A 26178-nucleotide genomic window follows, 5' to 3' on the forward strand; every position below is an offset into this window, starting at 1 on the left:
GGGCCGAAGCCCCTTTAATTATGCCTGGTCTGCAAGGCCCACGCCGATAGCTTCCGGGCGGGTTGCGTTAACGCCATACCAAACTGCGATACGGCACAGGCCGGACAGCGTGCTGATATCACCCTGGGTAGCAAAGATGCCGTTCAGCCCAACATCAGGGATGCTGAATGAAGTGGTCTTCATGCCAGCAAACAGCTCGTGATTGGCCGGGATTGGCTGACTCACGATACGGATGGAGTCATCAGCCCAGAACACGTTGGTACGCGCCGTAGTGGTGTTGAGAAGGTTAACCGCCATCGCATTAGCAAGGGTGGTGTTGACGTTGGCATATGCGCGCTGCTCAGGAGTGAGTGATGTGTCGTTCAGCGCAACAGGCTTCGGCGTGATTTCTACGTGGGTGCCGTCGATTACACGGACTACGGAGAAGGTAGCATCCTGCGTCAGCACGTTCTTCGCCATCTGGCCGAGGAACTTAACGCCAGTGAAGCTGATTTTGTCGCCGCGCTTCAGGCCAGTGGTTGAAGACAGGGTAACGTTCGCCAGGCGGTTATCGACGTTGCGCTTGTTTCCGTCAGCATCGAGGTCCCAAGCTACTGGCTTGAATGACTGAGCGCCGGAAACAGTCAGGCCTGTAGCGGTTGATGCGTTCAGAACTGGCAGCTTAGGGGAGCGCAGCACATCATCAAAGCCAGCAACCTGCCGCTGTATTGTGCCGTTTTTATATGCTTCCTCCGGGATGCGACCGAACATATCGCGGTTAATCAGGTCGTGGCCGGCTGCTTTGTAATCCTTCGGGTTGAAGAAGTACGACAGGCCTGAGTCACGGTTCAGCTCGCGTGAGAACATCAGCTCTTCAGCGTCAGCAACGAAATCCCAGCCGCTACCTGCTGCAGTGCCGATTGGGTCATCGCTGGTTACTACCAGTGAGCCCATATCTGCAGCCAGGTTTGCGATTTTGATTTCACAGTTGCTTGCCAGCTTTTTAGCAGCTGAACGGATGCGGTGGCGGTATGCCGTCTCATCTCGCAGGTCATCGGCGCGAAGCTGGAAGAAGTCGTTATCCGGCTCGCCCAGGCTTACCGGAACGTTAAGCTCCAGAATGCCAGTCGCGTCGCCAGTTAGATCCCAGCCTTCCTGCGTTGGGGATTCCTGCTCAACAGGCATCCAGATAGTGTTGCTTGAGCGCTGCATGCCAGCAGCAGGTGGAGTGTATTTTGACGCTTTCTGCGCCATTGGGGTCAGGCTGGTAATAGTATCGATAATTTCATCGACTGCCAGCGTAACCATTTGACCTTCGTTAAGAGCCATTAGCGGATTCCTTGTAACTGTTTCTTAATTTTGCGGTAAGTCTCTACGTCACCTTTGCTTGAAGCGGCTTCCATCTGCTTTTTGAGAGCATCGATGTTTCCGGCGACAGCGTGGCCTTGAACAGGTGTATCAACCTGTGGAGCAGACGAAAGAGTCTTACCGCGTGGCTTGAGAGTTAAACGTTCAGATAGTCGGGTGAGTTCAATCAGCGCCTGCTGCCCGTTCATTGCCATTAACTGGCGAACCTTCTCGGGGTTAGAACCGAGGTGGTACATGAGTGCCGGGGACTTATCAGGGAACAGAAGCATGATGTCCGTGCTTACCTGTGGCGGCACGAGCTGCATAAATGCCTCTTCTTTGTCCTGATAGTCCGGGATATTGAGCTTCTCGGCAGAGTCATAATGTTTACGGGCAGCATCGACGTATTGCGCTGACTGCTGCGTAAAGTCCTGTGTTTTTCGGCCCTGCTCGGCAGCAGCGTTGCTACGCGCATCCATCGCTTTGATCTGCCAGTCAGACTGTGCAGCCTGGAATGCAGCCAATGCGCGATTGGTGTCGTACTCGTATTTAGCCAGAGCCTCATCAGACAGATACTCATTAACGTCCGGCTGAGGGGGCAAGTTAGGATTTACACGGATGTTCTCCGGCAGCTCTCCGCGACTCACAGATTCCATCTGTTGCTCAAGCTCTCGCTGACGCTTACGCTCCAGACGCTTAGCTGCAAATTGCGCGTTAGTTGCCGGGTCTTGTTTCGGTTTCTCATCTCCATTCAGGACCACGTCGAAGCCTGAATCCTGTCCATCGCCAGAGTTGGCATTCACATCTGGCTGCTTAACTTCAGGTGCCGCCTGAGGGTTAACGGGCAGGGATTGCTCTTCAGTTGCCTGAATTTCTTTGGTGTCGTACATGTTTATCTCTCTCTTATTGAGGAATCTCGGCTGCTCCGCCGGAAGGGATTTGTTGTTGTTGCTGGCTGGCAACCTCGCTCAGCAATCTGACGGCATCCATAACGGCTTTGGCGTCTATGTTCTTGGCCTGGGCCAGCTTGTAGACGGTGTTAGCCTGGGATTCCATTGCATCCTGTTGAGCGGTGAATGCTTTAATCTGAGTTTGTGCTGTTTCGTTCTGCGCTTTCTCTGCCTCAGCCTGAGCTGCGACCATCTGCGCTTGCGCGAGTAGCATGTTCGGATCTTGCTGATTTTGAGATGCCGCATGCGCCTCCTGCATCCACTGCTCTTCTTCCGGTGTTTCCGGCTTCTTGAGGCCTTGGGTAACAAGTTGCTTAGTTGCGTATTCTCGGGTGATGTCGATTCCTTTGCCGTCAAGCAGTGACAGGAACTGGAGTAGCAGCACGTTCCACACCGGGTGCTCCACCGGAACCTTCTGCAGTAACTCGCCAATCTCTGCACGATTCTGCTCTTTCATGCTCTGGAATGATGGGCCAACGTCGGTATAAGTCTCGTACCGTCCACGGATATCGTTCAGCGTCACGACCTTGCCAGATTGATAGTCAACTACCTGTGTCAGCAGCTGTACCTCTTTCTCGCTGCCATCTTCAAGTGTCATTGCGGCAATGCGCGGCACATCGTAGATATCGTTGACCATTGAGGCGTATATCTCGCCGTCCCTGCGCATGGCAGTTGACAGGTTGTCGAGGAATACGTAGGTCTCAAGGTCAGCGCGCTGATTGAGTTGGTTTACGGTGTCGAATGCTACGTTACTTCCTGCCGCCTGAGCATCGACACCAAGTGTCGCCACCTCTTTCACAGAGTTTGTTGCGGCCTCAAGCATGTAGGCGCTGGCCTGTGATACCTCCGGGTTCTCCATGTACGCTATCGGCTGCGCAGGGAGTTCTCCGTTGTTCTCATCAGTGCGGTTAAGCAGGTAGTACGGGTAGTCGTCATTGCCACCGTACATGTACTCATATCCAGCGACCTGCTCAGGCCAGAAGATAGGCTTCTTCTTCGGCGTGCGGGCTACCGTGTCGGCGTTGAATGACATGATCATGTTGCGCAGGCGCTGGCCGTCTTTAGTCAGGCGTACGACACCCTCATAAACTTCCTTATCACCAACGAAACCCCACTCACCAAACACAGGCACAATCGGGATGTGCTCGCCTGCAATCAACTCGCGATCCTTCAGCACTTCAGAGCCGGTGAGGATTGTCTTGTAGACGCGGCGCCGCTTAACCTTGCGCTCGCCAACCTTCTCCATGCCCTTCTCTGCCAGCTCATCAATGACGTCGGCTATGTCGCGCTTAAAGTAGCTGACTGGCTCACCAGTGAGTGGATCTGCATAGATGAATACAGTCTCTTTTTTCTCTTCTACCTCGTAGTGCTCGGCAACATAGAAAACGTCGCGGCTAATCCACGGGAACAACCATGAGCTGTCGGGTGACTGGAAGTCCGGCATCTCGTCACTGTCGAAGCCCATTTCATCTGCGAAAGCTTCCCAGCCGTCTTTGCTCATCGCATTAATGACAGTGCAGTGACGAGCGTCGCTCTTGTCCATCTGCTTGCTGTTACTGTCCCAGATAACGTGGCTTGATGCCTCATGAATCGGAACGCGCCGGATAATCTGGTTATTGCTGGTTGGGTCCTGGTCTTCGTACTCAGTGACGATGCGCCATGCACCCACGCCCGCTTCAATCTGCTCGCGTACTGCGATATTCACGCTGATTTTCGCGGTGTTGTGCCGCATGTCAGTCCGGTACATGCCCATGAGGATGTCAGCAGCGTCCGGGCTGGCTCCGTCCTTCGGCTTGAACATCACATCAATAGGGTTCTGGCGCATCTCTGCAACCAGCTTGCGCACCACAGGCCGAACCACATCGAACTGCCCGCGATACTGTAGGGTTGTGTACTCATTCAGCCAGTCATCCCACTGACTAACGCGTGAAAAGAACAGGTCGTTAGTCGCTTCGGTTCTGGCCTCGTCGCTTGCTGTCCAGTCTCTGTCAAACTTGCAGAGAATGTCCTCAAGTCTGTTTTCTTTATCGGCCATTTATCTGCTCCGTGGGATCGGCCTGATTGGTGCCGGGATTTTTTTCTCTTTGATAACTCCGATGTCGCCATATCGCTTGGCAAAGCGGCGCATCATGTAGGCGTATCTCGTGGCGTCGAGCAGGTCGTCTCGTGTCTTAACGATTCGCCCTCTGTCATCACGGTGGTAAAAGTTGAATTCCTCGAACCAGTCGCGCAGCCCAGCGAATACCTTGAAGCGTCCTGTACTCATCAGGTCATGGAGCTCAAAAAGCCCAGGCTCAACTGAGCGTGAACCGTCAGGCCATTGCGCAGGATCTGGCAGCATATGGAAGCCAGCAGTGGAGTAGTATTCCTTCTGCTGCAGGCCACTACCTTTCTCTGTCTGCAGCCCATCCTGAGGCCATGCTGTTGGCACCTTGTTGGACCATGACTTTGTCGCCCCCCACGCTTCTGATGGTGATGTCTTGCTGGCTTTCCACGCTTTTGTTACGTAGAAGGTTTCACTGTCGAGGTCGATAGCCAGCTGTACCCGGCTTTGTGGGTGGTCCCAGCCAAAGTCCATGCCATCAATAACCATGTAATGCCTCGGAATTGGGAATGGCTCGCAGGTAATAACATCCTCGCTGAAGTCAAAGATTCGCCCTTGCCCAAGCATTGGTATCCCCTTGGTGCGCATGTCTCGCTGGTGCGGCGGGTATGACTCAAGCAAGCTGCGTTTTGTCTCTTCCGTTAGGTGCGGAGCATCATCCCAACCAACATTCATGCAGAACTGCGAATCTGCAGGGTCATCTAGAAGCTTGATAACCAGCTCTGTTCGCCCGTTCTCAGGTGTAAATGTCAGGATGCCGCGACCACCACGCCCTTTGTCACCTGTGGCGGTGCGTGTCAGAACCTGCGGGTAAATCGTCTGGTCTTCTGGCTCCTCATCGATATGGAACCAGTCGATGTCATCACCCATAAGAGCATGCTGGCCCTGCGTGTAGGACCAGAACTGCACTTTGCTGAGGTTTCCACTGCTGTGGCGTATGTAAGCTGAGCGCACGGCGTTTGGTGTGCCGGTCATTGGCTCCGTAGAAACAATGCGATCAGCAGGGACGAGTCCGCCAGTAAACTCACCATTGACCTTCTTGCCGATGATGGCAGCCTGAAGAAGGTCACGACACTTCTCACCGGAATAACCTAGGCACCACATCAGCGGAGCGTGGTCGAAGCGGTGACCCTCCCAACCTTCGGGATATTCTCCGAGGAGATGGATAGCGTCGATGTACGTTGCTGTGTCAGTCTTGCCAACGCGGTTTGCTGCAATAAGCGCGCACTGGCGGTAGTCAGCAGTGGATGAGATGAATTTTCTTTGCCAGGGATATCGGGTCTCGAAATATGACTTGTAGCGATAAACTTCTTTGCGACGTGCCTTTTCCTCAAGCAGCCTCAGCAGCTCAATCTTCTGCTCCCGACTGAGATTCTGCATTGGCTAACTCCCGTATTTTCCTCTCCAACTCATCATCTGACAGGTCGGTGATCGTAATCTTCTGCTCGTGCTGAATGCGATCGCCGTATTTCTTAGGCATGATTTTTGACAGATACCACTTGCGCGTATCAATGCGCAGTTTCGAACGCTGAACATGCTCGCCGTTAAGTTGGTAGCCTACTGCCTCGCCATCCTTATCAAGCCTTTCCATCCAGTCGTTACTACCATCATCAGCAATGTCGAATAGCTCTTCGGCAATTGCCTCTGCACCTTCTTCCTTCGCTCGCACGTATTGGGCACGAAATGCCTCATTGCGAGCTAACCAGCGCAGCACAGCTTGTTTTGATGGCATGCCTTCATCACGACACACGGAGCGCAGAGACTCACCCTCCGCCAATCTGAGACAGATGATTTCTGCTAATTCTTCCGTGTAGTCTGATGGCCGACCGCACTTAACTCCTTCAGTCGCCATATCTGTTTCCTCGTTAACTCATTATCCAGCCCACTCAGTGAATGAGCTGTGTAATTTGCTATGCAGTAACGCCAGCTGCTTTATTGGCCGCCATTGATGCGTTTAGCTTTGCGGTTAGTGTGGCAATATCATTTCTCATTGCCGTGATAGCAGCATTTGTCGATGTTAGTGACGCTGCAGTCGTGTCGGTTGTTGCCGCAGTTGCCAATGGAACTGCTGCGACAGTGTTGCCACCTGATGTGCCACCGGAGGAATCCGTCAGCGCAACAATTGCGGTTTGCAGCAGCACTCCACCGCGTTCAGTAGCGGTTGGAACCTTATTGCCAGCCATAGCCGTTGTTGCTGTCGTTCCAATAATAGGAGCGAATGATGCTGGCTTCCCTGTTACTGATGACCAGGTTACCGCCTGGCCTACGATTGAGTATTTAGCCTCAAACACAGTCTTCGACATGTACAGGGTTTCACCGTACTGGCTTTTGAAGATGTAGCCGCCTGCAACTGGCTGGAATACTGCCATGAACTGCGCTGACAGGGTTTCCGCCTGATAGCCGCTGCCAAACTCTGCTTTGCCTGAGCCATCGATGGCCTGAGTGATTTTTGTTGCTGCGACTGCATAAACAACGTTGCCGTCCGTATCTGCGTACTTAGGCCATGTTTGATTAATCATTTCTGGTTCCTCTTCTGGTTACTGAAACAGAGCGTATGCTTCTGTTGCGATCTGAATGGCTTTTTCTGTTCGGGCAACCACACCCGTTTCACCAGTAGCCAGGGTGTAACCGTCCGTGAACAATTCGAGCTTTAGCGCATCGCCACCTACGTAGCTGATTGCCTTTTTAGCTGCTGCTGTGTCGCGCATTACCAGTCGATAGATGCTGAGATTCAGCGACTGCTCTTCATTTATGGGTGTCATTTAGAGTTTCCTGCTGGGTTGTTGGATATTTTGCCGTGATGTCGCGATACCCACGCATCAGGATTCAGTGTGTTTATGCTGAAAATTGAACTCTGTGAATGCATTTTTCAGAACAAAATAAAAAAGCCCGACCTAAGTCAGGCTCTGTTTTCGTCAATCTTGCTGATTGCTCTCAGCTTTCCGTTGCACTCGTCTAGAGAGTCAAGGAGCCTGAAGTTAAGAAGCACGCTATCGCCGTATGTCATGTGCCTGGGGATATCCGGTACCGGGCATTCACTTAGCAGGCTGGCGGGGATCGGCAGGTAAGGTGTCTTTACCGTTGCGTACTGAATATGCCTGTTCGCGCAGCTTGCCAGTAACGTCGTCAGGCATAACAACAACGCTGCACGTATTGCCACGGAGTGCGTCTTTGATCTCATCCTGCAACCCCTGCTGTTTCATTTCTGCTGCGGCCCGGCGCTTTGCCTCAGTCCGTACAATCTCGTTCTGCTCTCCGACGCGGTCAGCAAGGTTCTTTATTGTGGCCGCGAGGTCGTTGTTCTTGCTTAGCAGTTCGCTGTTTAATGTGCGTAGGCGTTCGTTGCGGTTTGTCAGGTTCTGATTGTCATATCCCAGCTTTGCAATAAAGCCGATGATGATGACAGTGAAGATGACCGGAATGAGAATTTTCAGTGCGTTCAGGCTTGGCATAGAACACTCTCCGCAATCTTTGTTCTGGCCTTGCGATCATCCAGCCCGTTATTGCCGCCGTTAATGCGCCTTGTCAGCCCAACCACATCACCTGCGTCAGCAAAATGATTGCAGTTATTGGCTTTCCAGAACCACCCGGCAGAGCGTGCCGCGTTCATATCGGTCTGCAGTAGCTCAGGCTGTTTAACGAGATCGATTCCCAGTGCTTTGCCGCATGCAGAGTAATTATCGCGGAACGTGACTTGCTTCAGTCCGCGCCCGCGATACTTCCATCCATCACCTGTGAGGTTGTTACCATATCGGCCACCATAAACGAGGTTGGCTATAGCCATCTGTCGCTCTGGAGATAATGCAAACTCTCCTGGCTTACGCCCAAGTTGCTCTCGCTGTGCAGGGGTTAATCGCGATCCGAATATAGCGAGCCCTGCAACGGAGTAGTTGAAGCTCTCGCTCACACTGGTGAACCCGCCGGACTCAGTTCCAACCTGCGCAATGAAATAAGCCTGGCGCTTCGGCGTGTCGATGCCGAATTCACCCATCGCAGATCTGACAGGTCCGAACCACTTTTCAGCCAGAGACTGACTGATGTTCGCGGCGCGTCTGAACTGGTCTTTAGTCATTTCCCGTTACTCCAATGTCACCAGAGGCTTTTTGAAGGAATCGCTTTTCGAGAGCCTTGATAAGAGATGAACCAGACCAGCCGGCCATACCACATATGGCACCAGTAACCTCCTGAGGCCACTTCCAATAAGTAGCGAGCAGCATCATCAGGAATCCGGCGAATATGGATACGATTAACTGCAGGCAGAGCGTGCGCCACGAGAACGCGTCTCCGCTGAGAACTTTGTAGGCATATGCTGCCACCGCCCCGAGCACAGTCATGCCCAGCGCAATCAGCGTGGCAATGAAGCCCGGATCGGATTTATAAGGCATATTTTTCACATTCAACCCCCGTGTAGGGGACTTGTCCGTTTTCAGAGTTGTCTAAATGTTGAGCTGAACAAGTCCGGGTAAACTTCATCTTGTCGATAGAAGAAGCTCCGCCTTGTGCCGTGAGGTAGCTAACCGAAGAATCCGCCATTGAGCGGATTTTTTTGTTTAAAGTGCGCCGCAACGAGCTGTCATTGATATCTGAGGGTTGTATCGAAGGGCGCAAAAGAAAAGGCCGCTCTTTGGCGACCTTTGAATATGGTGCAAACTGAGGGCCTCGAACCCCCGACCTCCTGATTACAAATCAGGCGCTCTACCGTCTGAGCTAAGCATGCAAATGTTATTTGCCGGGACCGCAGTTTCGAACTGCCCGGCGCAGCTCCTCATGACCGCTCAGCGGCTTGCGTTACTAACCCATCGGATGTGACCGGATAGCGCAAATGAAAAAAGCCAGCTGCGGGATCGAGGTTTTAAGCTCGGCGCAGTCTGGCTTTTCTCTCTAGTCACCGTAACATCTTCACGGATTTCTAGTGTTAGAGGACTATATCCGCAGTTTCGGGAAAAGTAAATAGCTCACGATAAATTAATGAGCTATTTCTTATTGCACTATGCAGTTACTTTTCTTAATGCGCTATTGGCCCATGATTCCTCGATCTCCAACTTCACGGTAAGCCCGTCATAAAATGGCTTAATCGACTTCTTCCATGTGTCGAGGGTTAGCACTTCAGTAACCTGAGACAAAGCTCTGTGTGCGTCGGTCGAAGGAATGCGCTCGTAGCCGCGACCACTACAGCGTTTGCATACTCCATGAACCGGAACGCCCTGCTCTTCGGTTAGCTTGCGGTTGACGGCCCTTCCCCGCCCACTGCAGTCCCGGCACGCCGCAGACACTACCCCCTTACCTTTGCAGTTACCGCACTGTACGTGAATCTGCTCTCGCACTTCCCGCCGTCCCGGCCCGCTGAAGAGAGATTTCATCGTCACCACTTCCGCGTCAATGAACCCTGTCGCCCGGCAGCACTCGCACGGTTTTACGCTGGCCGCACTCCGGCAGTAATCCATGTATGCATAACTTGCGAGTATTTGCATAACCGCTGGTTTAATATCTGTGTCGAGTTTGCGTAAGGCTGCAACCTTATCGCAGGTTTTTAATGCATGTTCAGTTAACAGGGTGACGGCGCGTCGGGCGTCGTACTCGCTTACCCCTACCTTCCCCATGAAAGCGCTAAACCCCATCGGTGCCAGTGACTGCACCATACCCATTGCTGCCATCTGGTCAGTTCCTGTCAGAGAATCTGAGGCGGTGGCGCGAGGGGAGTCGGAGATTTGAGTGGACTTCGGGAAATGGTATTTGACCGTTGATTCTAAGCTCATCGCTTCTTCCCCTTTGGAGTAACTGCCCAGGACTGGGTGTGAGTTGGCTGGATGGTTGGAGTGACTGGCTTGAGGTGGCTGAGTAGCCGGGTTAACCAGGTCATGCTGCGTTCTCCTGCTGGTATTTTTCGAACCAGAAAACGATGGGATGAGGTGTTATCTGAACCTGTCCAAATCTTTCAGCAGTTCGGAAGTTGACTGATGTTTTAAGTGCCCGGCCAGTCTGATAAGCGATCTGGCGACGGAACTCCTCTATATCGAAAACTGACTTGAACAGGTTGCATGGTGCGCATGATGGGAAAAGGTTATCTGCCGTGTCGTTAGCTGGCCTGAACATCTCACCTGTTTGCTTTAGCTTCCATTTCCCTTTAGCTCTGGCATCCTCGTCTATCTCAAGTTTCCGGTGAATGGCTTCTACATGATCTGCGTGCCAGCCCTTTTCCGGCAATTCGCACCCGCAGTAAGCGCATCTGCCGCCAAACTTCATTCGCAACGCAGCTCTCTGTAGCTTTGTTAACTTCATGCCGCCTCTCTTTGCTTATTCAGCTCACGCAATTTAGCCCTGTAGAACGCACGCAGAGCGTCGAGTTCTTCGCGGGTGTATCGGTAGGGTGTGTTGTTAGATTCGAGCGCCTCGACGCGCTGAATGCCGATTTTGGCTATCAGGTTGATGCGGTATGGGCCAATCGCGCCAGAGTGATGCACGTTGCATGCTGAACACTGGCTATGGCAGTTGTCTTCGTTGAACCTTAGCTGTGAAGCCGCCGCTGTCGTCCGGTAATGCCCGGCGTGATAGCTGACTGCCGAAGTGTTCCCGCAGCTGATGCAGATTTCCCCGTCCCGCGCCCTGATGTAGTCGTTAAACGCACGCTGAGTCATGCTCATCCAGTGGCTTAAAGGCTTTGTTCCTGCTTTGCGCTTATTCCAGGCTGCACGCTGCTCTTTCTCCTCGCGCTGTTGCTTGCGCTGGGTGAGTTGTTTAGCGAGTTGGATTGCACATTTTGGAGAGCAGGCGGTTTGCAGGGTGTTGCGTGGGGTGAATTTCTCAGAGCAGGCTTTACACTTTTTCGGCTTCGGTGGCTTGAGCATTGTCGCCATCCTCCCTCCTGACTGTCTGAATAACTTCATATCCAATCATCATGTAGAGTGAGTCACATTCTTCGCACACCCATGTTTCATCCGGTGACAGCGAAAGGCCACAATCAGCACAGGCCCTGTCAGCTGGTTGTGTCATCGCGTCCTCCTCATTCGATCGAACTTCGCCCGGAGCAGCGTGTACACATAGTCGTAAGTTGTTACCTGGTTCGCTGGCGGTACCAACTTTCGCTTGCTGCGGCTTCTGGCTGTAGGAGTGAATATCAGTGAGTCGATTGCTCGCTGTGTTGCGGAAACTCTCTGCCGGCTCATTGGCGCACCTCACGCAGGCATTTGTCGAATGCTGCCATCGCCTGGCTCACGCCGAATCCGCACGGAAAATCCGTCTTTTTGTAGAGCACTTTACCAAGCCTTTCCGGGTCGTCTTTCTTGATGATTAACCCGTCCCGAGTCATTGTTGCCAGGGTTACTCGGGTGTATGGCCTGGGTAGCCCGGCCATCTCGGCTATCTCGTTTGATGTCATCCATTTGCCAGTTGATAACTGGTCGATGATTGCTATCTGCATTTTGCTCATGCTGCTCTCCCGTACTGTTTTGCCCAACGCATAGCCAGCGCGGCATCGTCACCAAAGGTCACGCCATGCTCTGCACCAAAGGCGCTGATTAACTCTATGAGGTCACGCATCTCGCTGACGCGCATTTTGCTTGTTGACTGGCCCAGCACCACGAATCCACCTTCGATACCCGGTACAACGTCCTGCTTCTTCAGAGCTGCGGTGAAAACGTGTTTCCACTCTTCGCTGGTCAGCATGCGGCCGTGCCAGTTGACCTGCTCTGAGATGTCGTTAAGACACGCCCAAAGTTTGGCGTTTTGGTCGAGGCTGCGTGTTCGTTCCTGGATGGTTACTACGAGGGGTGATTCGGGGCTTACTGGTAGGCTTCGGATGAATTCGGTGCAGTTGTTTCGCCGCTGCATATCGACGAGAAAATAGCTTTGTTTGTTCACTGTTACCTCCCCTCTACTGTCTCCACATAGTCATAGAGATTGTCAGCTGCAGCGCTGATTAACAGGTCAATGGCCTGCTCGCTGTGGCCGCCCTCGCGAATCATCGACAGCGCGACTATAAGCGCTTTTCTTGAATCGATTACCGGCTGGTGCTTAGGTTTGAATGGAATGATTTCTGCTGTCATACGATGCTCCACTGCCGCTGGTAGTCGAAGATGATCAGGCCTTTCTTCCTCAACGCCTGTAGGCGACCGTCAATGATACGAAATGCAGGTCGACCCGTTTCAACATGAAGCCTATTCGCCTCTCGATAAACGTCGCCATTATCGATAGCAGCGAATGACTTGGCTCCTGAGTGAATCTTTTCGATAATCAGTTGGTCCATTTTCGTGTAGTCGGTCATCACCCTCTCCTCCCCGCCCAGCGCCAAACTAAAAGGCCTACTAAAATTAGTAGGCCCGATACGATAAGTTCTGTTGTGTATGTCTGGTGCATTATTCCTCCGGCATTAAACAGCCAGTTGTAATTGCATGTTGAAGCGATCCCGAATCTCGCAGTACTCCAGCGAGCCGGGGCTGTTATGTGACTCAATCCTTTCAACCATCAATGCCGCACGCGTCTCTTTTGATGCTGGCGCGTATGCACCTTTCCATGCTTTATCGATGCCGATATTACGTGCAACGTTAGTGCTGTCGGCGCTCGCCAGCGGAAGTTTCGTGAATATCAGCGGATTAAGCATGCGAAGTCCGTGAAGCTTTGCGATTGGTTGACCGTAATCATCAGTGACATGGCGAATCAGGTCTTTCATGCGCGCCACGGCGATGTTTGGCCTCTTGACGTCATATTCGCCACAACTTCCGATCGCTACCCGTGGATACTCGTTGCATAGACGGATGAATCTGTCGTCGCTTTCGTTCATATGCCATACCGGTACGCCATAGAAATCACCGTGCGGCCACTCATCAAGCAATGCCTCGTTTTCAACTTCACCGCCATCGATAACGTCAGGGATGATCGCAAAGTCGAAGCCAGGATGATTTTTCCATCGAGCCACGAAATCGTAATAATCACTCCAGTCAATTTTGTTACGACCAGCCGCCTTCCATGCCGTGAAGGCACCGTTGTCTAATGCGAATGACTGGCAGAATTCTGATGCGAGGTTTATCTGTGCGGGGTGTGCGAATGAAATGAATGCATGTCGGCCTTTCCATGCCCTGATTGCGCATGTGTCAGGTGTTATCGGCCCTCCATGATAATGAATCATTATGGCCTCCTTTTCTGGCTGGCTGCCTGGCCCCGATAATGCGGAGCACTCTTTCCATCTCACGATTCATGATTGCGTGCAGTACGCGGTCACGGCGATATTTGCATACCTCAGGCTTGTGCTTGCGCTTCTCTGTGAATGGAAGTGATGATGACTTGTAGTAGCGCTGCATGATGCGGTTGCTTTGCGCTATGTCGTGGTGGATTAGCTGCTGTGCTGTTGTCATGATTTCACCTGCTTGCGGATTCCCAGCTTTGCGCGAATCTCTGCGATTTTATCCAGCCCCGCCTCATTGCTGACCGGGATGTGCATCTTTGGGATCTGAACTACAGGTGCGGGAATTGGCTCGCCTGACTCAATGCGGCGCGACATTGCTTTCAGCTCTTTCAGGCAGTGCTTGCGCAGCTCTGGCGTGGTGAGGTTTTGCGATCGCATCTCGGAGTACAGCTTGGTGACCATCCAGTAAGCGGCATTGCTGGGCCATGGGAAAGCCTCAGGACTTGCGAAGAATCCGCGCCGGGCGCTGTAGTCCATCACCATGTCGTGAAGCTCGTCAGAGTCCGGCAGGCCGTATTTGCTGATTTCACCCTGGCGGCACCAGGCGACGAATTGGCCCGGCGACGGGAGGAAAGGCGTTTCCTGCTGACGGGCAATCTTCATCCCGGCGTTAACCTGGTCGATTGTCGTAATGCCGTTTTCAGCAAAGGCCATCACCCACTGGCGCCGAAGCTCGTTCAACTCTTCCTGGGTTTTGATGCTTGCCATCAGTGCCGGGAAAGCACCCTTCAGCTGCCTGAACAACTCATTGAAGATTTGAGCGGCCTGCTCGGGAACCTGCTGCTTTGGTTTCTCTCCGGCGTACATCTGCTGCAAAGATTTGCCATCGCGATTCTGGATGGCTGTGACAACGTTTCTCATACCGTTACCCCTTTAATCCAATCAGTGTTATCCAGGTCCAAAGCAGGCTTACCAGAGGCAGTGGCTGTTTTGGCTTTATCGCGCTTGATTACCAGCTGCGACCACTTCTCGCGAAGCTTGGCAGGGCAAAGCACGTTGCCACACCAGAAGCTGTCCTGACTGGCCCAGCGGAACAGGCTGCACATGTCGCGATGGTCTCGACCGTCTTTCTCCCGCATCAGCCGGATGTCGTTTGCCCATCCGGCGAAGGCTGGCTGCTTGGCAGAAGGCTCGATTGACTTAACAACATCGAACATCCACTCAGCAGCTTTAAGGTCATCAGGAGTTCCCCACTTGTTTCCACTCTGAATTCCTGCTTCTGCTCGAACTACTGGAAGGCGTTTGCGAGGCTTGTCAGAGGATTCGTTAGAATTCTCGGACGAAGGGTTTTTATTAGTATTGTTTTTATATTCTTGTTCATGATGCGCGGCTTTATGCTCGGGCTTATGCGCGGGGGTAGTCTCTGAGGCCTTGGTATCACTGGGTTTGTTATGCTCGGGTATATGCGCGGTGTTATGCGCGGGGGTGTCGATCATTTTTTCAGCATATTCAGTGTAATTTACCACGGTGATCACCGTGCCTTTTCGCCGCTCTGCATGAATGCAAATCATCCCCTCCTTCTCGAAAAAACTGAGCATTCTCTCGACTGCGTGGCGGCTTGTTGGCTCACCGTTGCGGTCACAGAGAGCCAGCCCTAAATCTGCTGAGGTCGTTACCAGTTGCCCGGTTTCCAGTTGCCATGCATGGCCTTTGAAATTAGGCGTATATGGCTTTCTGGCGGCATCAAGTAGGATGTTTTCCCATAGCGTTCTGAGAAAGACATCCTTCGCCCATGACTGCTTCTTGACGCTCCGGTACAACGGGATGTAACCATTCTTCTGGTTCTCCATCCTGTTGCTCCTGAGGTGCCTTTCGGCATTGAGATCATAAATTCTTGCTGTACTCATGCTGCCCGCTCCTGAACCTGCCGAGCTGCCCACAACCCGGCGATCCACTGGATTCCTTTAGGCGTGAATTTGTTCTGGGTGAATGCGTGGCCGTTGTTCTGATTCTCACCTGTCTTGATAGTGAATCTTCCAGCATCGATGTGCTGAGCGTAAGGAGTTAGCTTCCCGGCCAGTAGATACATGATGTCGTTATCAAGCAGGAACTGCCGGAAGGCGTTCTCTTTTGCGTGGAGTAGCTTGCAGGTCTCCCGGAATCCAAGTGAGCCGGTAGCGTTGACATAACTATCGACAAACTGAATTTTCGGTGCGGCAATGGCTAACTGATTCTCAAGCTGCTGCTTCTCTTCAGCGAGGTCAGCAGCAAGCCTGAGCGCCTCAGGAAGTGTTTGAGGTAACGCAGGAGGATGATTGCCTTCCAGCTCATGCAGGCGCTTTATGACCTTCATGCGCAGCATGGCGTTGTATCCAGTCACCAGGCATTCGGTGTGTTCACGGTCGAGTGCATACTCAGTCTGACTACGATTCATGGCGTCCTGATAGGTGTGCGCAAATTTGCTCACATCTTCCTGGAGCTGAACCATCATCACTTCGATGTCACGTTTAACATCCGGGTGCCGCTTTCCGGTCAGTTCTGCAATTTCTCGGCTGGTCATAGTCAGGCATTTGCCTGTAGTAATTATTCCTGGCATACTTATCTCCAGATTGTTTTAGAAAAGCATCGTGATTTGTGAATCAGCCTCGGTTGCCGCCGGGGCTTTTTTATTGGTCAGCACAGCAGCAAACCGCCGCGCCAGTTCGACTATCTCCGTGTCGTCTACCCCGTACTCCAGAATCGCCAGAGCCATAGCAGCCTGACGAAAGAATCCATCCTTCATCCGGGATACCTTGCAGTCAGGTACGCCCATCAGTTTTGCGAACTTTGTCTGGCCCATAACGGCCAACTTCCCTAACAGCTGCGACTCAATGCGAGACGCTTTTTTGCGGTACTTTGCAGCTTCCATGATTGATAATTTCCATGTTGAATTAGTTACGTGCGATCACCCTGCGGTGTCGCATTTGTGCTCTACAAGCGGCAGAGCGGTTCAGAGTTTTAAAGAGCGGTGAAACTTAAGCTGCCGTGTCAGCAGCCTTCATGTATCGCTGCGGGTACAGAATTTGCATTTCGGTAATCTTCCCTTTGAAGTACCGAGACAATTTCTCTGCCGTCTCCAGAGAGGGAACCTGCATTCCCCTTTCGATTCGGCTGAGGTTTCCAACGTCCAGCTGTGTGGCGATGGCTACCTCTGCGATTGTCAGTTTTTTCTGCACACGCATTTTCCGTAATGGCGTTGACATAATGCACCTCCTAAATGCGCTATACGCATAATATGCGAAACTGAAAATTTGCGCAAGGCGCTTTGCGCGTGACGCATAAAAAAGGTTAGATGTACGTCATGAAAATAGGCCAAAAGATTAGACAGATTCGCAAAGCGAATAAGATGACGCTCAATGAGCTGGCGCTACGCGTTGAAAGCGACGTGGGCAACCTGTCACGCCTGGAACGCGGTGTTCAGGGCTACAGTGAGCAGCTTCTGAATAAAATAGCCGCAGCCCTCTCAGTTCCTGTAAGTGAGCTATTCTCTTCTAGTGAGGCTAATGATACTGTAGATTCATACAGTATTAGTTCCATTAAGAAAAAGGGGAGAGATGATGTGTACAGGATTGATGTGCTTGATGTTTCAGCCAGCGCAGGAGATGGTTCGCCCTCGAAAGATATCATTGAAGTCATAAGATCCATTGAATATGTGCCTGACCAGGCAAGGGTGATATTCGGAAATCGACCGGAGTCTTCCGTAAAGCTGATCAACGTTCGCGGCGACAGCATGGAAGGAACTATTGAGCCGGGCGATCTGATTTTTGTCGATGTAGCAGTGTGCAACTTCGATGGAGATGGAATTTATGTTTTCGACTTTAACGGGGATATGTTTGTTAAACGCCTACAAAAGGTGAAGAGCGAACTGATAGTTATCTCAGATAACCCGCGCTACCGCGAGTGGTCCATTACTGAAGAAGAAATGGATATGCTCCATGTTGCAGGGCGCGTCATGCTTAGCCAGTCACAGCAGTACAGGCGCCACGGTTAACCCTCCCCTTTCTGCATAAAAGCCCGCCTTGAGCGGGTTTTTTTGTGCCTAATGCATATCCGCAAAAAAATAAATCCCCTTCTGTTTCATGCGCATACATAAACATCATGCCAAAACACAGCCACACGCTAAAATATGCGCTTGACGCATTTGCGCTGTACGCATAATATTTACTCCATCAGCAGGACGCACCGCACCACCGACACGATGTCGAGCTCTTTAATAATCAGGATTTCTACCGCCGCTTGCGGTAGACCAAAGCGCAGTAGGCTTTGGGATTGGATGTAGCTCAGATGGATAGAGCGGGCTATGGATTGCTGGCCAGCAACTGACGCAACGGTTTGCAAGCCCAAGCGTTAAGTTTTCCTAAAAGTGCGGTCGCCGGTTCGAGTCCGGCCATCCAATCCCAAAGTCAATTGGGAGGCTCACATGGTTGATATCGTCTTTAAACGCAGGAAAGAAAACAGCAAGTCACGCCGGATGCGTGAGAGAGGTGAGCATTACGCAGCGTACAAAGCTCTGTGTGACGCTGACCGGGCAATGGCAAGGAAGCTTGAGGCAGCATTCACGAAGCTGTCAGAGGGCTGCACAGCTAAAGTGGCGCGTGCAATCAACGGGCCGAGTGTCCGTGATGTGAAAGAAGAGTCCGGGGCGATGTGTTTGCCAGATGTGGCGCTGTATGCAGCTGGCTATCGTAAACCAGTTGAATCAGTGACGGCGAGGTAAATGTGTCAGGAAAGCCAAACGCGGTGTTAATTGCATCAGTTAACAGTAACGCCCATTCAGAGAATAAGCTACGAAAACAACGGCTGATGGTTAGCAGCGCCATCGAAGCCTGGTCTCCTGGCGGTATTTGCCATGAAGAAAAAAGGAATCTGCCGGATTACTGTGAGCAGCAAAAAGAATATTTCGTCGAAGCATTAAGCATCATCGATAAGCATCTTAAAAAATTTAATCGTAATGTCGATTAATCGGCCTTTAACAGCGGCGCTGCCGCAGGAGTGAGAGATGGGATTAAATAATGGCTTTACACTGCGTCGCCTATTTGACGAACCAGAAGATAATTTTGACATGATTTATGTTGATGGCGGTAAAGCCTATTACTCGACAGATGTATATGTGAGTGTGCGCCAGGGACGCGAAGCACTAAAGCAGGTGCAGCTCGAGGACGTAGAAGCGCAAGGGTGGGAGCCATACACCCACACGAAAGAAGCCGAGAATCTATGGGAAGAGGTTGAACACAAACCGGCATGAATTCATGCTAAAGGATAGATCGATGGAAGACTACTGGCTTGGCGTATGCGTTGGTTGGTTATTGGGACTTGGAACCGCGTGGTGGGTGTATCGTGACCAAGTAAAGCATCTCAAAAATCAAGTAAACGCACTTGAATACTACATGCGGAAACTTACGTGACAGCCTCGCAATCGCGGGGCTTTTTATTGCCCGGGGCACGCAATGATAGTCAATCGCAAAGATGGTAAGTGGCGCGTCACAGCACAGGCCTGCGGCTACTCATGGCGCGCTGAGAAGTTAAAAGAAAATGGCGAGAGAGCTGATAACAAGCTGGCTGTAACGCTCAATAAAGAGCAATGGGAAAGGTGGAGGGTTGGATGAAAGAGTTTAAAGGCGTGCCGTTCTATGCAATAGCCGAAGATGTTTTCACGGTAAACAGTGAGGCTATAACTTCGGTTTATGGTGATTACACGACTCAAGAGCAAGATGAAGAGTTGGCAACGCTGTTCGCCGCCGCTCCTGAGCTTCTATCTGCACTGCAAAACATTGTCAATTACCACTTCGGAAAAACCGCTACTGCGCCCGCTTACTTAGAAGCCAAAGCCGCCATCGCCAAAGCACTGGGAGAATCACTATGAGCAAAGAGAAGTTAGAGTCATTTGAAAATGCAGCAAAACCTCTAATTAAGTGGCTATCTGAAAATGAGCATCCACATCACTCAGCAATTGTAACAAGCACTCACGCTGAGTTGCTGGAAGCGAAGATGTCTTTCCCTACTGAAGAGTTCATTAAGGACTAATGCGATGAGCGAGTACCCATTAACAGTATTCCCCACAACTGAGTCAAATTGGCTTAATGAGAATGTTCGCACGGAGGGGATGCTAATGCGCGATTATTTTGCAGCCAAAGCTATTCAGGGGTGGCTGGCATCTTATGGCCCTGATATGCCCCATCCGGCCCAAAATGGAAGTGATATTGATGCTGCTCGGAATGCTTATAAGTTAGCTGACGCCATGCTCAAAGCACGCGGCGAGTAACTGAGGAGAGGATGATGGAAGAGTTGTCGGAAGAAGAGAAATTGGCAGTGGAGCGCCTAAAGGAAATTCTGAACGGGATTATGCAGGATTACCAATGCGGCAGAGAGGATGCCCTAAGAATTGCGGAACAATGGATTGCCGAGGCGGTGGAAAAAAGGCAGCAGAATAAAAGAAAAGTTTGAGTAGCATCGCAGAAGCCATTTCATCAGTGGCTTCGACGATGACACCCAGTCATCAGTAAATCGCTTTAGTCGTCAAGGCTACAGCAGTTGCGATTGTGATTTGGCCTGAGCTAACCCTCGGGCCTTTTTTATACCTGCATGCCAACGCTCACTTATTTCGAGTGGGCATCGTCATGCAATCAATACAGGAAACCCACGATGAACTACGCCATCGAGGGTGGGGCCATTGTGGGCTTCACTCTACAAACAGAATCACTTCTCGACGTTATCACCCGCCGCCTCCGCACTGGCTGGCGCTCATTAATCGACACGCTTAACCAGCCGGGTAAACCATGAAATCACGCTACTTCAGCAAAGCACAGGAGCTATCACGTGAAGCTGTCATGTACAGCAATGCGGATAAGTGGACGGCAGCAATGAAACTCCTAAGGAGAGCAGCAGAATGAATATCAAATTCACATGCGATTACTTCACTACCGGCAGCGGAGTGCGGCCCGGTGAATTACAGGTCACAGCTGAGGGAGTGGTGATTCAGGATGTAATCGCCAAAGAGGTTCTGATGGATATGGATATCCGCGACATATTCGATTTTCTGGCCTCTCAAGGGTACACAGTGCAGGAGCAACATCATGCAGCATGACGCAGCAGACGAATTCTTTATCGCAATGATGGCTCCGATCGTCGAGCCATTCATGACCGACTTACTGGCACAGCAGGAAGCTATCGCCGACTACCGCACGGAGCAGCAGGAAATCACCTGGAATGAATTTGCAGGAAACTTCAACTAAGAGGCAACTATGAAATTTGAAAAAGCCATGAGAAAGAAAGCCAAGCTACGGCTGGCTCTTACCGGGCCGAGCGGGTCAGGAAAAACATACAGCGCCCTGCTCATTGCCAAAGGAATTGGCGGAAAGATTGCAGTAGTTGATACAGAGAAAGGAAGCGCATCACTTTACTCTGATATTGCTGATTTCGACGTGCTGGAACTGGAACCACCATTTAGCCCCGAGCGTTTTATTGAAGCCATTAATGCAGCTGAGCAGGCCGGGTATGACAGCATCGTCATCGACAGCATCACTCATGAGTGGGGAGGCGTTGGTGGGTGCCTGGAACTTGTCGACACGATTGCTAAAACAAAGTTTCGCGGAAATTCGTGGTCAGCGTGGAGTGAGATTAACCCACGACACCGCCTGTTCCTCGATGCCATCCTGCGCACAAATATGCATGTAATCGCCACCATGCGAAGCAAGACGGAAACAGCTCAGGTAGAGGAAAATGGACGCAAGAAGGTAGCGAAACTCGGCATGAAGTCAGAGCAACGGGATGGAGTGGAATATGAATTCACTACCGTTCTCGACCTGGTGCATGAGTCGCATCACGCAAACGCCACGAAAGACCGTACAAAGCTGTTCTCCAATGCGGACCCGGTAGTCCTGTCGGAAGACACTGGCAAAAAGCTACTCGAATGGCTGGAGTCAGGTGTAAACCCGCATGAAGAAGCACTGAAGCATTTCACGGCCCTTGCATCAACCGCCCATTCAGTTGACGAGCTAAAGCCTGCATTTGAAGAGGCGTGGCGAACACTGCGCGGTACTGAACAACAGGCGCAGGCCAAAGATGTTTACGACATCCGCAAGGCTGAATTAGAGCAAGCCGCCTAACCCCTACCCCGGCAGGAATCCCAATGAGAGAACTCACACCTGAACAACATGAGCATTGCGCACGCCTGCCGGAATATCGGCGGGCATCGTACCGCTACAAAGCATCACGGATGACTGACATGGAACGCAAGATGGAGAGCATTGCATGGGACGCAGGGAGAGCGTGGCTGGCACTGAAGGCCGGAGAAGAGCATGCACGCATCAATACCAAATCGGTCCCTGAGCGCATGGCTGATTTACGCACGCGCAGGTATGCAGAGGCGGCCTCATTCTACCCTCAGCGCCCGGAAATTATCGTCACTGAAATGGATGAGCTGTTCCTTGACTATCGGGCACCGAGACTGGGTGCAGGTGGCGCAATCAGGCAGGAGTAATCATGAAGAAAGTCGCAATGTACCGCCGCGGCCGTGGCGGTCCCAATGATGGCCTGAAAGAGAAAATCGTATGGCTGCTCAGCACAGGGTCAATGACAGGGCGCCAACTCCACGTAGCAACGAAACTACCCCTCCGCAGCATCCATAGACAACTCAATGCTGAGCGCCATCTTATCAGTGCCACAGCAGAGATATCAGCAAGCGACTGGTATATCGACGAAGAAACCGGACAGCGCGACAGGCTTTACACGTTGGTCCGCACACCGCGACGGGTAATCACGAAAGCGAAGGCGAATAAGACCATCGTCGTGAGCGTTAAGTCGCTTGCTGAGCGCGGTGAAGATAAGCGGCAGCAGTGCATTGAAGCAGCTGCACGCAGGGCCAGGCTGATTAAAGCAGGCTTGTGGATTACATCATCTGATTTAACTGGCTGACTGCGGTCGGCGGGAGAGAGTAAATGGAAAAGTACTAAGTATCAGGCTGCATCGAACTTGAAGGAAGTGTTGGCCACGTTGAAGATGAGAACGCTGAGTTCTTCACTCTGTATGAAAAAAAAGAAAACGGCAAAAGTCACGCGCTGCTGGATTGCGTTGACAGACTGAGCGTTGAAGCGGCAATGGCTGTTTATGTTGAGCGTGATGCACTTCAGGAGCAGGTGCGGGCGCTGGCTGCTGAGCGAGATGGATCGCTGAAAGCTATAGCCGATATTTACATGGCTGTAATCGGAGGTCGACCAGGGTGGAGCAACTGGCAAGCATACCTTGACGATATCGTTGAAGAGGTATCCACCAATCTTCGCGAGATTCGGGCGCAGGCTATGGATGAGGCAGTAGAAGAAGTAGATGAGTGGATAGGGAATGATCTTCTTGCTCAGGAGCTGCGAAAAAAAGCCGCCCGCATCCGCGCAGGAGAGCAGCCATGATAAAGCCTAAAGAAAACGACCAACATGTAAAGGCAGTAGAATACTCACATACTCTTGAAAAGTTGCTAATTATGGAGCGAGAAAACAGCGCTGCGATTCGGTCTGAACTGGAAGCGGCAGAGCGTGAGCGCGACGAGCTGCGTGCAGAACAGGCTGAGCATGATGAGCAGATAGCGAGAATGGAAAGTAAGTTCAGTCTGGCAAAGCGTGCTCTTGATTCTAAAACTGCGCGCTGCGAAAAGGCAGAGGCTGAGCTAAGGCGACGCGATGCGGCGGCGGGTGAGCCTGTTGCGTGGCAGTATCGCGTAAGCGCTGGACCACAAACTGGGTGGAGCTTCTGGGGTTATGGCAAAGGCAGGGAGTACGAGAAATCATATCAAGTAGAGTGTCGACCACTCTACACCGCCGCACTGCCTGTCGTGTTGCCGCCGGACATAACATTCGAAAGCAAAGGATTCGTTTCGCTAACGAGCGAAGATTTTGCATACAACCGAGCATTGGAAGATGCCAGGAAGCTGGGCGCGCAGCAGCAGAAGGTCGTTGAATTGCCAACGCCTTATGATATCGGCAAGGGGGATCGGCGATACTACGACATTACAGGCTGGCACTTTGATCGCGAAGAGTTAATCGCAGCACTCGACGCAGCTGGCGTTAAGTGGGAGGTGAAGAAGTGACTTTACTCGAAGCAATCAAAGAATACCCGCTGGTGTCATTCTGCCTGTTCTTCGCAGTGGTTCTGCTTTTCATAGATGTGGTGCGCAGAGGTGGAGAATGATCAACGAACTTATCGAGCAAATCGGCGGGCGGGAGCGCCTGGAGTTTATCGCAGGAAACGCCATCAGCAGAGAGCGAAGCATGATGGCCCGCGCCTTGCTAGCGGTGCTGGATGCGCAGAATAAAACAGCTTTAGTGCTGCGACCTTTTGGGTATGACGGTGAAACATTCAGAAAAAGTGACATTGATCACCATGCTGCCGTTGTTTATTACCCCGCGCCGCCAGCGGCCAGCGTGAACTATCCGGCAATCCCGGAGGGTTGGATATTAATGCCAAGGAAACTGACGGCAGAGAACGGCGCTAAAGCAGCTCTTTCAGGAGATTTCGCAGAACATAAATTTATCAACTGCCCTGAGTGCTTTGGTGATGATGAATGTGAAAGTTGTGATGGTAGCGGACGGATAAAAGTTGAAGTTACTGTGTCATGGTCAACTATCAAAGCCATCTGGGAGAAAGGTGCCGATCACTTTGCAGCTGCGCCAGCGCCGGGAGGTGATGGTGGGTGACATCCCCGCAATAATCCTCGCCATCGGAATGCTGAAAGGCATTGCACTTTGCCTGAAAGAAATGTGAGCCACCCAAGCGGTGGTTTTTTTACGCCTGAATAACGGAGAGAGACCATGAATTTTGCAGACCCGATTGACGAAGCAGCAGCACGCGAACAGCAGCTGATTGAAGTGGCACTGGCTAATCGCAAAGCACCGGAGCCACCCTCGCCAGTGTGCAAAAATGCAGACTGCGGCGAGCCATCACAGCCCGGTACGAGCTACTGCTGTGCTGAGTGCAGAGAAGACCATGAGCGTGAGTTGTGGGCTATCAGGCAAAGGAGGATCGCGTAATGAGTGTTAGATGGAATGGCGCAGGAATACCTCAATCTGGTGATTTGGTTGATTTAATGGATGACAGTCAATCGCAAACATGGGGTGACGTAACTATCAAATTCTATGGGGAGCAATTTGCCGTATGGGATGATCATGGTGAAGAGTGCTCAAACGGGCTATGCAACATACATATTCGTCCAATCCTCACCGAAGCAGAGCGAAAACGTGAAAATATTGCTGAAGCGCTAGTCAGGTTTCTTGATAAGGAAACAAACCTAGATAATCCCTATGGTAAGCATGACGTGCATACATTTATCGATTACATAGAAGCTGGGGAAATCCCCGGTGTAAGGCTGGCTGATGACTGAATCAGATAAATCATTCGCCGACTATCTCGACGAGGTTATCGAGCACGCCGGACAGACTGGCAAGCGCCGGACACTGTGGAGCATACCGCGCTGCGTTCTGGCCCGGGAGGTGTGGATAGATTGCATGGAGAGACAAAATGTCGCCAGCACAGGAAAATGCCCTGAGGTCTGTAGCGCGACGGTGCCGGGCAGCGATTAAATCCGACACCGAAGGCAAGACTGCCGCAGAGAAAGACCGCATCACAACCCTTCTTTTAGACCAATTCACTAAACAAATAAACGCCCTGCCGCCTGGTAAATTTCGGCCAAGAGACTGGCTGGCTTACTACGTGCGCGTGGTGGATAAGGAGCTTTTAAAATGACCATTGCATACATAACTAAGTACGCCTTGAGCTACGGAATTTATAAAACAGAAGTAGAAATTAACGGAGAGATGGCAACCCAGCCAGGTGACAAAAGAGATGGCCGCTCCTATTTCCCTCAGTACTTCCATGGGAAAGATTGGCACCTTTCTGAAAGTGGCGCTCTTGTGAGGGCTGAAGAGATGCGTATCGCGAAACTGAAATCACTTGATAAGCAGATGAAGAAAATCAGCGCGTTGAAATTCGATATCAAGGAGCGGACGGACTTATGACTCAAGACGAAGTATCGCTCCTCAGCGATCAGGAGTTGCAATCACTGTCGCAACGGGTCGCTGAGTTCTGGTCTTTCCGGCCTGATGACAAGGAAAGGCTCCGGCATGCAGCCGGGCTATGTTGGAACCCGCTAATCGACATTAGTCAGGCAATGCTGCTCGCCGCCCTGATGGATATGAATATCTGTTTTGGCGACAAGGTGGTGTTAGTGAGCGAGCCTAACAGCGCGCAATCCAGGTCAATCGATTACACCAATACTGGGCGTATATCGGCCATGCAGCGCGCTATCACACTTCTCGCTGCGGATTGCGCAGAGTACATCTGACGACCCACATCTATCTACTGAGGTAACCAACATGGAAAACGTAATCCAGCTCGTGCCGAGTGACTGGGTCACTGAAGATTTGCTTATCGCCACCACCGGGTTACGGCCCGGCACTATAAAGAGGGCGCGTGAAAACGCCTGGCTTCAAGGGCGGGAGTATCTGCTCTTCTCCCCGGTAGGCGAGCCAAAGCCAAACAGTGAGTGCATGTACAACAGAAAGGCGATTGATTTGTGGATCGGTCAGCAGGCAAAAAAACAGCCTGGTGCTTTGCCTCGTAAAACAGCTTAACCTGACTGCCCTTATTGGACTATGGAG

Annotated in this window: 49 protein-coding genes and 2 tRNA genes; 24 read left to right on the top strand and 27 right to left on the bottom strand. The window is 51.7% G+C overall.

All coding sequences use genetic code 11. From position 1 onward, the window contains the following. Nucleotides 1-18 precede the first annotated feature (18 nt). From ID864_RS16380 to ID864_RS16505, 27 genes are all read right to left on the bottom strand, one after another. A complete protein-coding gene (locus tag ID864_RS16380; protein WP_191150105.1) occupies nucleotides 19-1308 on the bottom strand; it encodes a P22 phage major capsid protein family protein in 1290 nt (429 codons plus the stop codon). Then, entirely contained in the window at nucleotides 1308-2216 is a 909-nt protein-coding gene (locus ID864_RS16385; protein ID WP_191150106.1) for a scaffolding protein, read from the bottom strand. The genes ID864_RS16380 and ID864_RS16385 overlap by 1 nt, the downstream gene beginning before the upstream one ends. Before the next feature lie 13 nt (nucleotides 2217-2229). Next, nucleotides 2230-4311 (bottom strand): portal protein, encoded by a 2082-nt coding sequence (locus ID864_RS16390; protein ID WP_191150107.1) that lies wholly within the window; start codon nucleotides 4309-4311, stop codon nucleotides 2230-2232. Beyond that, nucleotides 4312-5760, bottom strand: coding sequence for a phage terminase large subunit family protein (locus tag ID864_RS16395; protein WP_191150108.1), 1449 nt, complete (start codon nucleotides 5758-5760; stop codon nucleotides 4312-4314). After that, nucleotides 5729-6232, bottom strand: coding sequence for a terminase small subunit-like protein (locus ID864_RS16400; protein WP_191150109.1), 504 nt, complete (start codon nucleotides 6230-6232; stop codon nucleotides 5729-5731). The genes ID864_RS16395 and ID864_RS16400 overlap by 32 nt, the downstream gene beginning before the upstream one ends. Nucleotides 6233-6290: 58 nt before the next feature. After that, nucleotides 6291-6899: a hypothetical protein gene (locus ID864_RS16405; protein WP_191150110.1), complete on the bottom strand. Its 609-nt coding sequence runs from the start codon at nucleotides 6897-6899 to the stop codon at nucleotides 6291-6293. Between the two features lie 18 nt (nucleotides 6900-6917). After that, nucleotides 6918-7142, bottom strand: a complete 225-nt coding sequence (locus ID864_RS16410) for a DUF2560 family protein (RefSeq protein WP_162475278.1) — start codon at nucleotides 7140-7142, stop codon at nucleotides 6918-6920. A gap of 137 nt (nucleotides 7143-7279) precedes the next feature. Beyond that, complete coding sequence (lysC, locus tag ID864_RS24010; RefSeq protein ID WP_455709047.1) at nucleotides 7280-7522, bottom strand: Rz1-like lysis system protein LysC; 243 nt, start codon at nucleotides 7520-7522, stop codon at nucleotides 7280-7282. Then, nucleotides 7416-7832 carry a DUF2570 domain-containing protein gene (locus ID864_RS16415; protein ID WP_191150111.1) on the bottom strand — a complete coding sequence of 139 codons (417 nt, stop codon included), beginning with the start codon at nucleotides 7830-7832 and terminating at the stop codon, nucleotides 7416-7418. The genes lysC and ID864_RS16415 overlap by 107 nt, the downstream gene beginning before the upstream one ends. Next, the gene (locus tag ID864_RS16420) at nucleotides 7820-8452 is read right to left on the bottom strand and encodes a glycoside hydrolase family 19 protein (protein ID WP_191150112.1); all 633 of its coding nucleotides are present in this window, start codon (nucleotides 8450-8452) and stop codon (nucleotides 7820-7822) included. The genes ID864_RS16415 and ID864_RS16420 overlap by 13 nt, the downstream gene beginning before the upstream one ends. Next, a complete protein-coding gene (locus tag ID864_RS16425; protein WP_048918233.1) occupies nucleotides 8445-8765 on the bottom strand; it encodes a phage holin family protein in 321 nt (106 codons plus the stop codon). The genes ID864_RS16420 and ID864_RS16425 overlap by 8 nt, the downstream gene beginning before the upstream one ends. Nucleotides 8766-9021: 256 nt before the next feature. Next, nucleotides 9022-9097: transfer RNA gene (locus ID864_RS16430), tRNA-Thr, on the bottom strand. A gap of 271 nt (nucleotides 9098-9368) precedes the next feature. Further along, the gene (locus ID864_RS16435; RefSeq protein ID WP_191150113.1) at nucleotides 9369-10136 is read right to left on the bottom strand and encodes an antitermination protein; all 768 of its coding nucleotides are present in this window, start codon (nucleotides 10134-10136) and stop codon (nucleotides 9369-9371) included. Between the two features lie 100 nt (nucleotides 10137-10236). Next, nucleotides 10237-10659 (bottom strand): HNH endonuclease, encoded by a 423-nt coding sequence (locus ID864_RS16440; protein WP_191150114.1) that lies wholly within the window; start codon nucleotides 10657-10659, stop codon nucleotides 10237-10239. Next, entirely contained in the window at nucleotides 10656-11234 is a 579-nt protein-coding gene (locus ID864_RS16445) for a recombination protein NinG (protein ID WP_191150115.1), read from the bottom strand. The genes ID864_RS16440 and ID864_RS16445 overlap by 4 nt, the downstream gene beginning before the upstream one ends. Before the next feature lie 132 nt (nucleotides 11235-11366). After that, nucleotides 11367-11543 carry a NinE family protein gene (locus ID864_RS16455; protein ID WP_191150117.1) on the bottom strand — a complete coding sequence of 59 codons (177 nt, stop codon included), beginning with the start codon at nucleotides 11541-11543 and terminating at the stop codon, nucleotides 11367-11369. Beyond that, nucleotides 11540-11806: a MarR family transcriptional regulator gene (locus ID864_RS16460; RefSeq protein WP_191150118.1), complete on the bottom strand. Its 267-nt coding sequence runs from the start codon at nucleotides 11804-11806 to the stop codon at nucleotides 11540-11542. Before ID864_RS16460 ends, ID864_RS16455 begins: the two co-directional genes overlap by 4 nt. Beyond that, nucleotides 11803-12237 (bottom strand): recombination protein NinB, encoded by a 435-nt coding sequence (locus ID864_RS16465; RefSeq protein WP_191150119.1) that lies wholly within the window; start codon nucleotides 12235-12237, stop codon nucleotides 11803-11805. Before ID864_RS16465 ends, ID864_RS16460 begins: the two co-directional genes overlap by 4 nt. Nucleotides 12238-12239: 2 nt before the next feature. Further along, nucleotides 12240-12422, bottom strand: a complete 183-nt coding sequence (locus tag ID864_RS16470; RefSeq protein ID WP_191150120.1) for a hypothetical protein — start codon at nucleotides 12420-12422, stop codon at nucleotides 12240-12242. Beyond that, nucleotides 12419-12640 carry a hypothetical protein gene (locus ID864_RS16475; RefSeq protein WP_191150121.1) on the bottom strand — a complete coding sequence of 74 codons (222 nt, stop codon included), beginning with the start codon at nucleotides 12638-12640 and terminating at the stop codon, nucleotides 12419-12421. The genes ID864_RS16470 and ID864_RS16475 overlap by 4 nt, the downstream gene beginning before the upstream one ends. A 105-nt stretch (nucleotides 12641-12745) precedes the next feature. Then, nucleotides 12746-13501, bottom strand: coding sequence for a hypothetical protein (locus tag ID864_RS16480; RefSeq protein ID WP_191150122.1), 756 nt, complete (start codon nucleotides 13499-13501; stop codon nucleotides 12746-12748). After that, a complete protein-coding gene (locus ID864_RS24015; RefSeq protein WP_455709048.1) occupies nucleotides 13467-13727 on the bottom strand; it encodes a DUF7301 family protein in 261 nt (86 codons plus the stop codon). Before ID864_RS24015 ends, ID864_RS16480 begins: the two co-directional genes overlap by 35 nt. After that, a complete protein-coding gene (locus ID864_RS16485) occupies nucleotides 13724-14419 on the bottom strand; it encodes a replication protein P (RefSeq protein ID WP_191150123.1) in 696 nt (231 codons plus the stop codon). The genes ID864_RS24015 and ID864_RS16485 overlap by 4 nt, the downstream gene beginning before the upstream one ends. Beyond that, nucleotides 14416-15405: a replication protein gene (locus tag ID864_RS16490; protein WP_396018886.1), complete on the bottom strand. Its 990-nt coding sequence runs from the start codon at nucleotides 15403-15405 to the stop codon at nucleotides 14416-14418. Before ID864_RS16490 ends, ID864_RS16485 begins: the two co-directional genes overlap by 4 nt. Continuing rightward, a complete protein-coding gene (locus ID864_RS16495; protein ID WP_191150124.1) occupies nucleotides 15402-16094 on the bottom strand; it encodes a phage antirepressor KilAC domain-containing protein in 693 nt (230 codons plus the stop codon). The genes ID864_RS16490 and ID864_RS16495 overlap by 4 nt, the downstream gene beginning before the upstream one ends. 18 nt (nucleotides 16095-16112) lie before the next feature. Continuing rightward, on the bottom strand, nucleotides 16113-16406 hold the full coding sequence (locus ID864_RS16500; protein ID WP_191150125.1) for a CII family transcriptional regulator: 294 nt from the start codon (nucleotides 16404-16406) through the stop codon (nucleotides 16113-16115). A gap of 106 nt (nucleotides 16407-16512) precedes the next feature. Next, on the bottom strand, nucleotides 16513-16740 hold the full coding sequence (locus tag ID864_RS16505; protein WP_048918187.1) for a helix-turn-helix domain-containing protein: 228 nt from the start codon (nucleotides 16738-16740) through the stop codon (nucleotides 16513-16515). Nucleotides 16741-16838: 98 nt separating this feature from the next. On the opposite strand from ID864_RS16505, the gene ID864_RS16510 reads away from it, so the two are divergent. From ID864_RS16510 to xisR, 24 genes are all read left to right on the top strand, one after another. Next, the gene (locus ID864_RS16510; protein WP_191150126.1) at nucleotides 16839-17528 is read left to right on the top strand and encodes an XRE family transcriptional regulator; all 690 of its coding nucleotides are present in this window, start codon (nucleotides 16839-16841) and stop codon (nucleotides 17526-17528) included. 278 nt (nucleotides 17529-17806) lie between these two features. Continuing rightward, a tRNA-OTHER gene (locus ID864_RS16515) sits at nucleotides 17807-17933 on the top strand. A 24-nt stretch (nucleotides 17934-17957) separates the two neighbouring features. Then, nucleotides 17958-18254: a transcriptional antitermination N peptide gene (locus ID864_RS16520; RefSeq protein WP_191150127.1), complete on the top strand. Its 297-nt coding sequence runs from the start codon at nucleotides 17958-17960 to the stop codon at nucleotides 18252-18254. Between the two features lie 23 nt (nucleotides 18255-18277). Next, nucleotides 18278-18499 carry a hypothetical protein gene (locus ID864_RS16525; RefSeq protein WP_191150128.1) on the top strand — a complete coding sequence of 74 codons (222 nt, stop codon included), beginning with the start codon at nucleotides 18278-18280 and terminating at the stop codon, nucleotides 18497-18499. Between the two features lie 37 nt (nucleotides 18500-18536). After that, the gene (locus ID864_RS16530; protein ID WP_191150129.1) at nucleotides 18537-18782 is read left to right on the top strand and encodes a hypothetical protein; all 246 of its coding nucleotides are present in this window, start codon (nucleotides 18537-18539) and stop codon (nucleotides 18780-18782) included. Between the two features lie 357 nt (nucleotides 18783-19139). Then, nucleotides 19140-19400, top strand: coding sequence for a hypothetical protein (locus tag ID864_RS16535; RefSeq protein WP_191150130.1), 261 nt, complete (start codon nucleotides 19140-19142; stop codon nucleotides 19398-19400). Beyond that, nucleotides 19397-19561 carry a hypothetical protein gene (locus tag ID864_RS16540; protein WP_191150131.1) on the top strand — a complete coding sequence of 55 codons (165 nt, stop codon included), beginning with the start codon at nucleotides 19397-19399 and terminating at the stop codon, nucleotides 19559-19561. The genes ID864_RS16535 and ID864_RS16540 overlap by 4 nt, the downstream gene beginning before the upstream one ends. 4 nt (nucleotides 19562-19565) lie before the next feature. Continuing rightward, nucleotides 19566-19799 carry a hypothetical protein gene (locus ID864_RS16545; RefSeq protein ID WP_191150172.1) on the top strand — a complete coding sequence of 78 codons (234 nt, stop codon included), beginning with the start codon at nucleotides 19566-19568 and terminating at the stop codon, nucleotides 19797-19799. A gap of 11 nt (nucleotides 19800-19810) precedes the next feature. Further along, on the top strand, nucleotides 19811-19981 hold the full coding sequence (locus ID864_RS16550) for a hypothetical protein (RefSeq protein ID WP_191150132.1): 171 nt from the start codon (nucleotides 19811-19813) through the stop codon (nucleotides 19979-19981). A 198-nt stretch (nucleotides 19982-20179) separates the two neighbouring features. After that, nucleotides 20180-20317: a protease FtsH-inhibitory lysogeny factor CIII gene (locus ID864_RS16555; RefSeq protein ID WP_191150133.1), complete on the top strand. Its 138-nt coding sequence runs from the start codon at nucleotides 20180-20182 to the stop codon at nucleotides 20315-20317. Between the two features lie 106 nt (nucleotides 20318-20423). Beyond that, a complete protein-coding gene (locus ID864_RS16560; protein WP_191150134.1) occupies nucleotides 20424-20621 on the top strand; it encodes a hypothetical protein in 198 nt (65 codons plus the stop codon). Further along, nucleotides 20611-20769, top strand: a complete 159-nt coding sequence (locus ID864_RS16565; RefSeq protein ID WP_191150135.1) for a hypothetical protein — start codon at nucleotides 20611-20613, stop codon at nucleotides 20767-20769. Before ID864_RS16560 ends, ID864_RS16565 begins: the two co-directional genes overlap by 11 nt. Nucleotides 20770-20778: 9 nt before the next feature. Beyond that, nucleotides 20779-21642, top strand: a complete 864-nt coding sequence (locus ID864_RS16570) for an ATP-binding protein (protein WP_191150136.1) — start codon at nucleotides 20779-20781, stop codon at nucleotides 21640-21642. Nucleotides 21643-21665: 23 nt separating this feature from the next. Next, nucleotides 21666-22016, top strand: coding sequence for a hypothetical protein (locus tag ID864_RS16575; RefSeq protein WP_191150137.1), 351 nt, complete (start codon nucleotides 21666-21668; stop codon nucleotides 22014-22016). Between the two features lie 2 nt (nucleotides 22017-22018). Continuing rightward, entirely contained in the window at nucleotides 22019-22450 is a 432-nt protein-coding gene (locus tag ID864_RS16580; RefSeq protein WP_191150138.1) for a hypothetical protein, read from the top strand. A 182-nt stretch (nucleotides 22451-22632) separates the two neighbouring features. Continuing rightward, nucleotides 22633-22938 carry a hypothetical protein gene (locus tag ID864_RS16585; RefSeq protein WP_191150139.1) on the top strand — a complete coding sequence of 102 codons (306 nt, stop codon included), beginning with the start codon at nucleotides 22633-22635 and terminating at the stop codon, nucleotides 22936-22938. Beyond that, nucleotides 22935-23612, top strand: a complete 678-nt coding sequence (locus tag ID864_RS16590; RefSeq protein ID WP_191150140.1) for a hypothetical protein — start codon at nucleotides 22935-22937, stop codon at nucleotides 23610-23612. Before ID864_RS16585 ends, ID864_RS16590 begins: the two co-directional genes overlap by 4 nt. Before the next feature lie 97 nt (nucleotides 23613-23709). Further along, a complete protein-coding gene (locus ID864_RS23760) occupies nucleotides 23710-24219 on the top strand; it encodes a hypothetical protein (RefSeq protein ID WP_224750535.1) in 510 nt (169 codons plus the stop codon). A gap of 114 nt (nucleotides 24220-24333) precedes the next feature. Further along, nucleotides 24334-24552, top strand: a complete 219-nt coding sequence (locus ID864_RS16600; protein ID WP_191150141.1) for a hypothetical protein — start codon at nucleotides 24334-24336, stop codon at nucleotides 24550-24552. Then, a complete protein-coding gene (locus ID864_RS16605; RefSeq protein WP_191150142.1) occupies nucleotides 24552-24902 on the top strand; it encodes a hypothetical protein in 351 nt (116 codons plus the stop codon). Before ID864_RS16600 ends, ID864_RS16605 begins: the two co-directional genes overlap by 1 nt. Nucleotides 24903-25039: 137 nt before the next feature. Then, a complete protein-coding gene (locus ID864_RS16610; protein WP_191150143.1) occupies nucleotides 25040-25264 on the top strand; it encodes a hypothetical protein in 225 nt (74 codons plus the stop codon). Further along, nucleotides 25261-25536, top strand: coding sequence for a hypothetical protein (locus ID864_RS16615; protein ID WP_191150144.1), 276 nt, complete (start codon nucleotides 25261-25263; stop codon nucleotides 25534-25536). Before ID864_RS16610 ends, ID864_RS16615 begins: the two co-directional genes overlap by 4 nt. Beyond that, nucleotides 25533-25862 (top strand): hypothetical protein, encoded by a 330-nt coding sequence (locus ID864_RS16620; protein WP_191150145.1) that lies wholly within the window; start codon nucleotides 25533-25535, stop codon nucleotides 25860-25862. The genes ID864_RS16615 and ID864_RS16620 overlap by 4 nt, the downstream gene beginning before the upstream one ends. 31 nt (nucleotides 25863-25893) lie before the next feature. Next, the gene (xisR, locus tag ID864_RS16625) at nucleotides 25894-26151 is read left to right on the top strand and encodes an excisionase family protein (RefSeq protein WP_048918575.1); all 258 of its coding nucleotides are present in this window, start codon (nucleotides 25894-25896) and stop codon (nucleotides 26149-26151) included. The last annotated feature ends 27 nt before the right edge of the window (nucleotides 26152-26178 follow it).

It is taken from the genome of Erwinia aphidicola (genome assembly GCF_014773485.1).
In the GTDB taxonomy this organism is placed as follows: domain Bacteria; phylum Pseudomonadota; class Gammaproteobacteria; order Enterobacterales; family Enterobacteriaceae; genus Erwinia; species Erwinia aphidicola.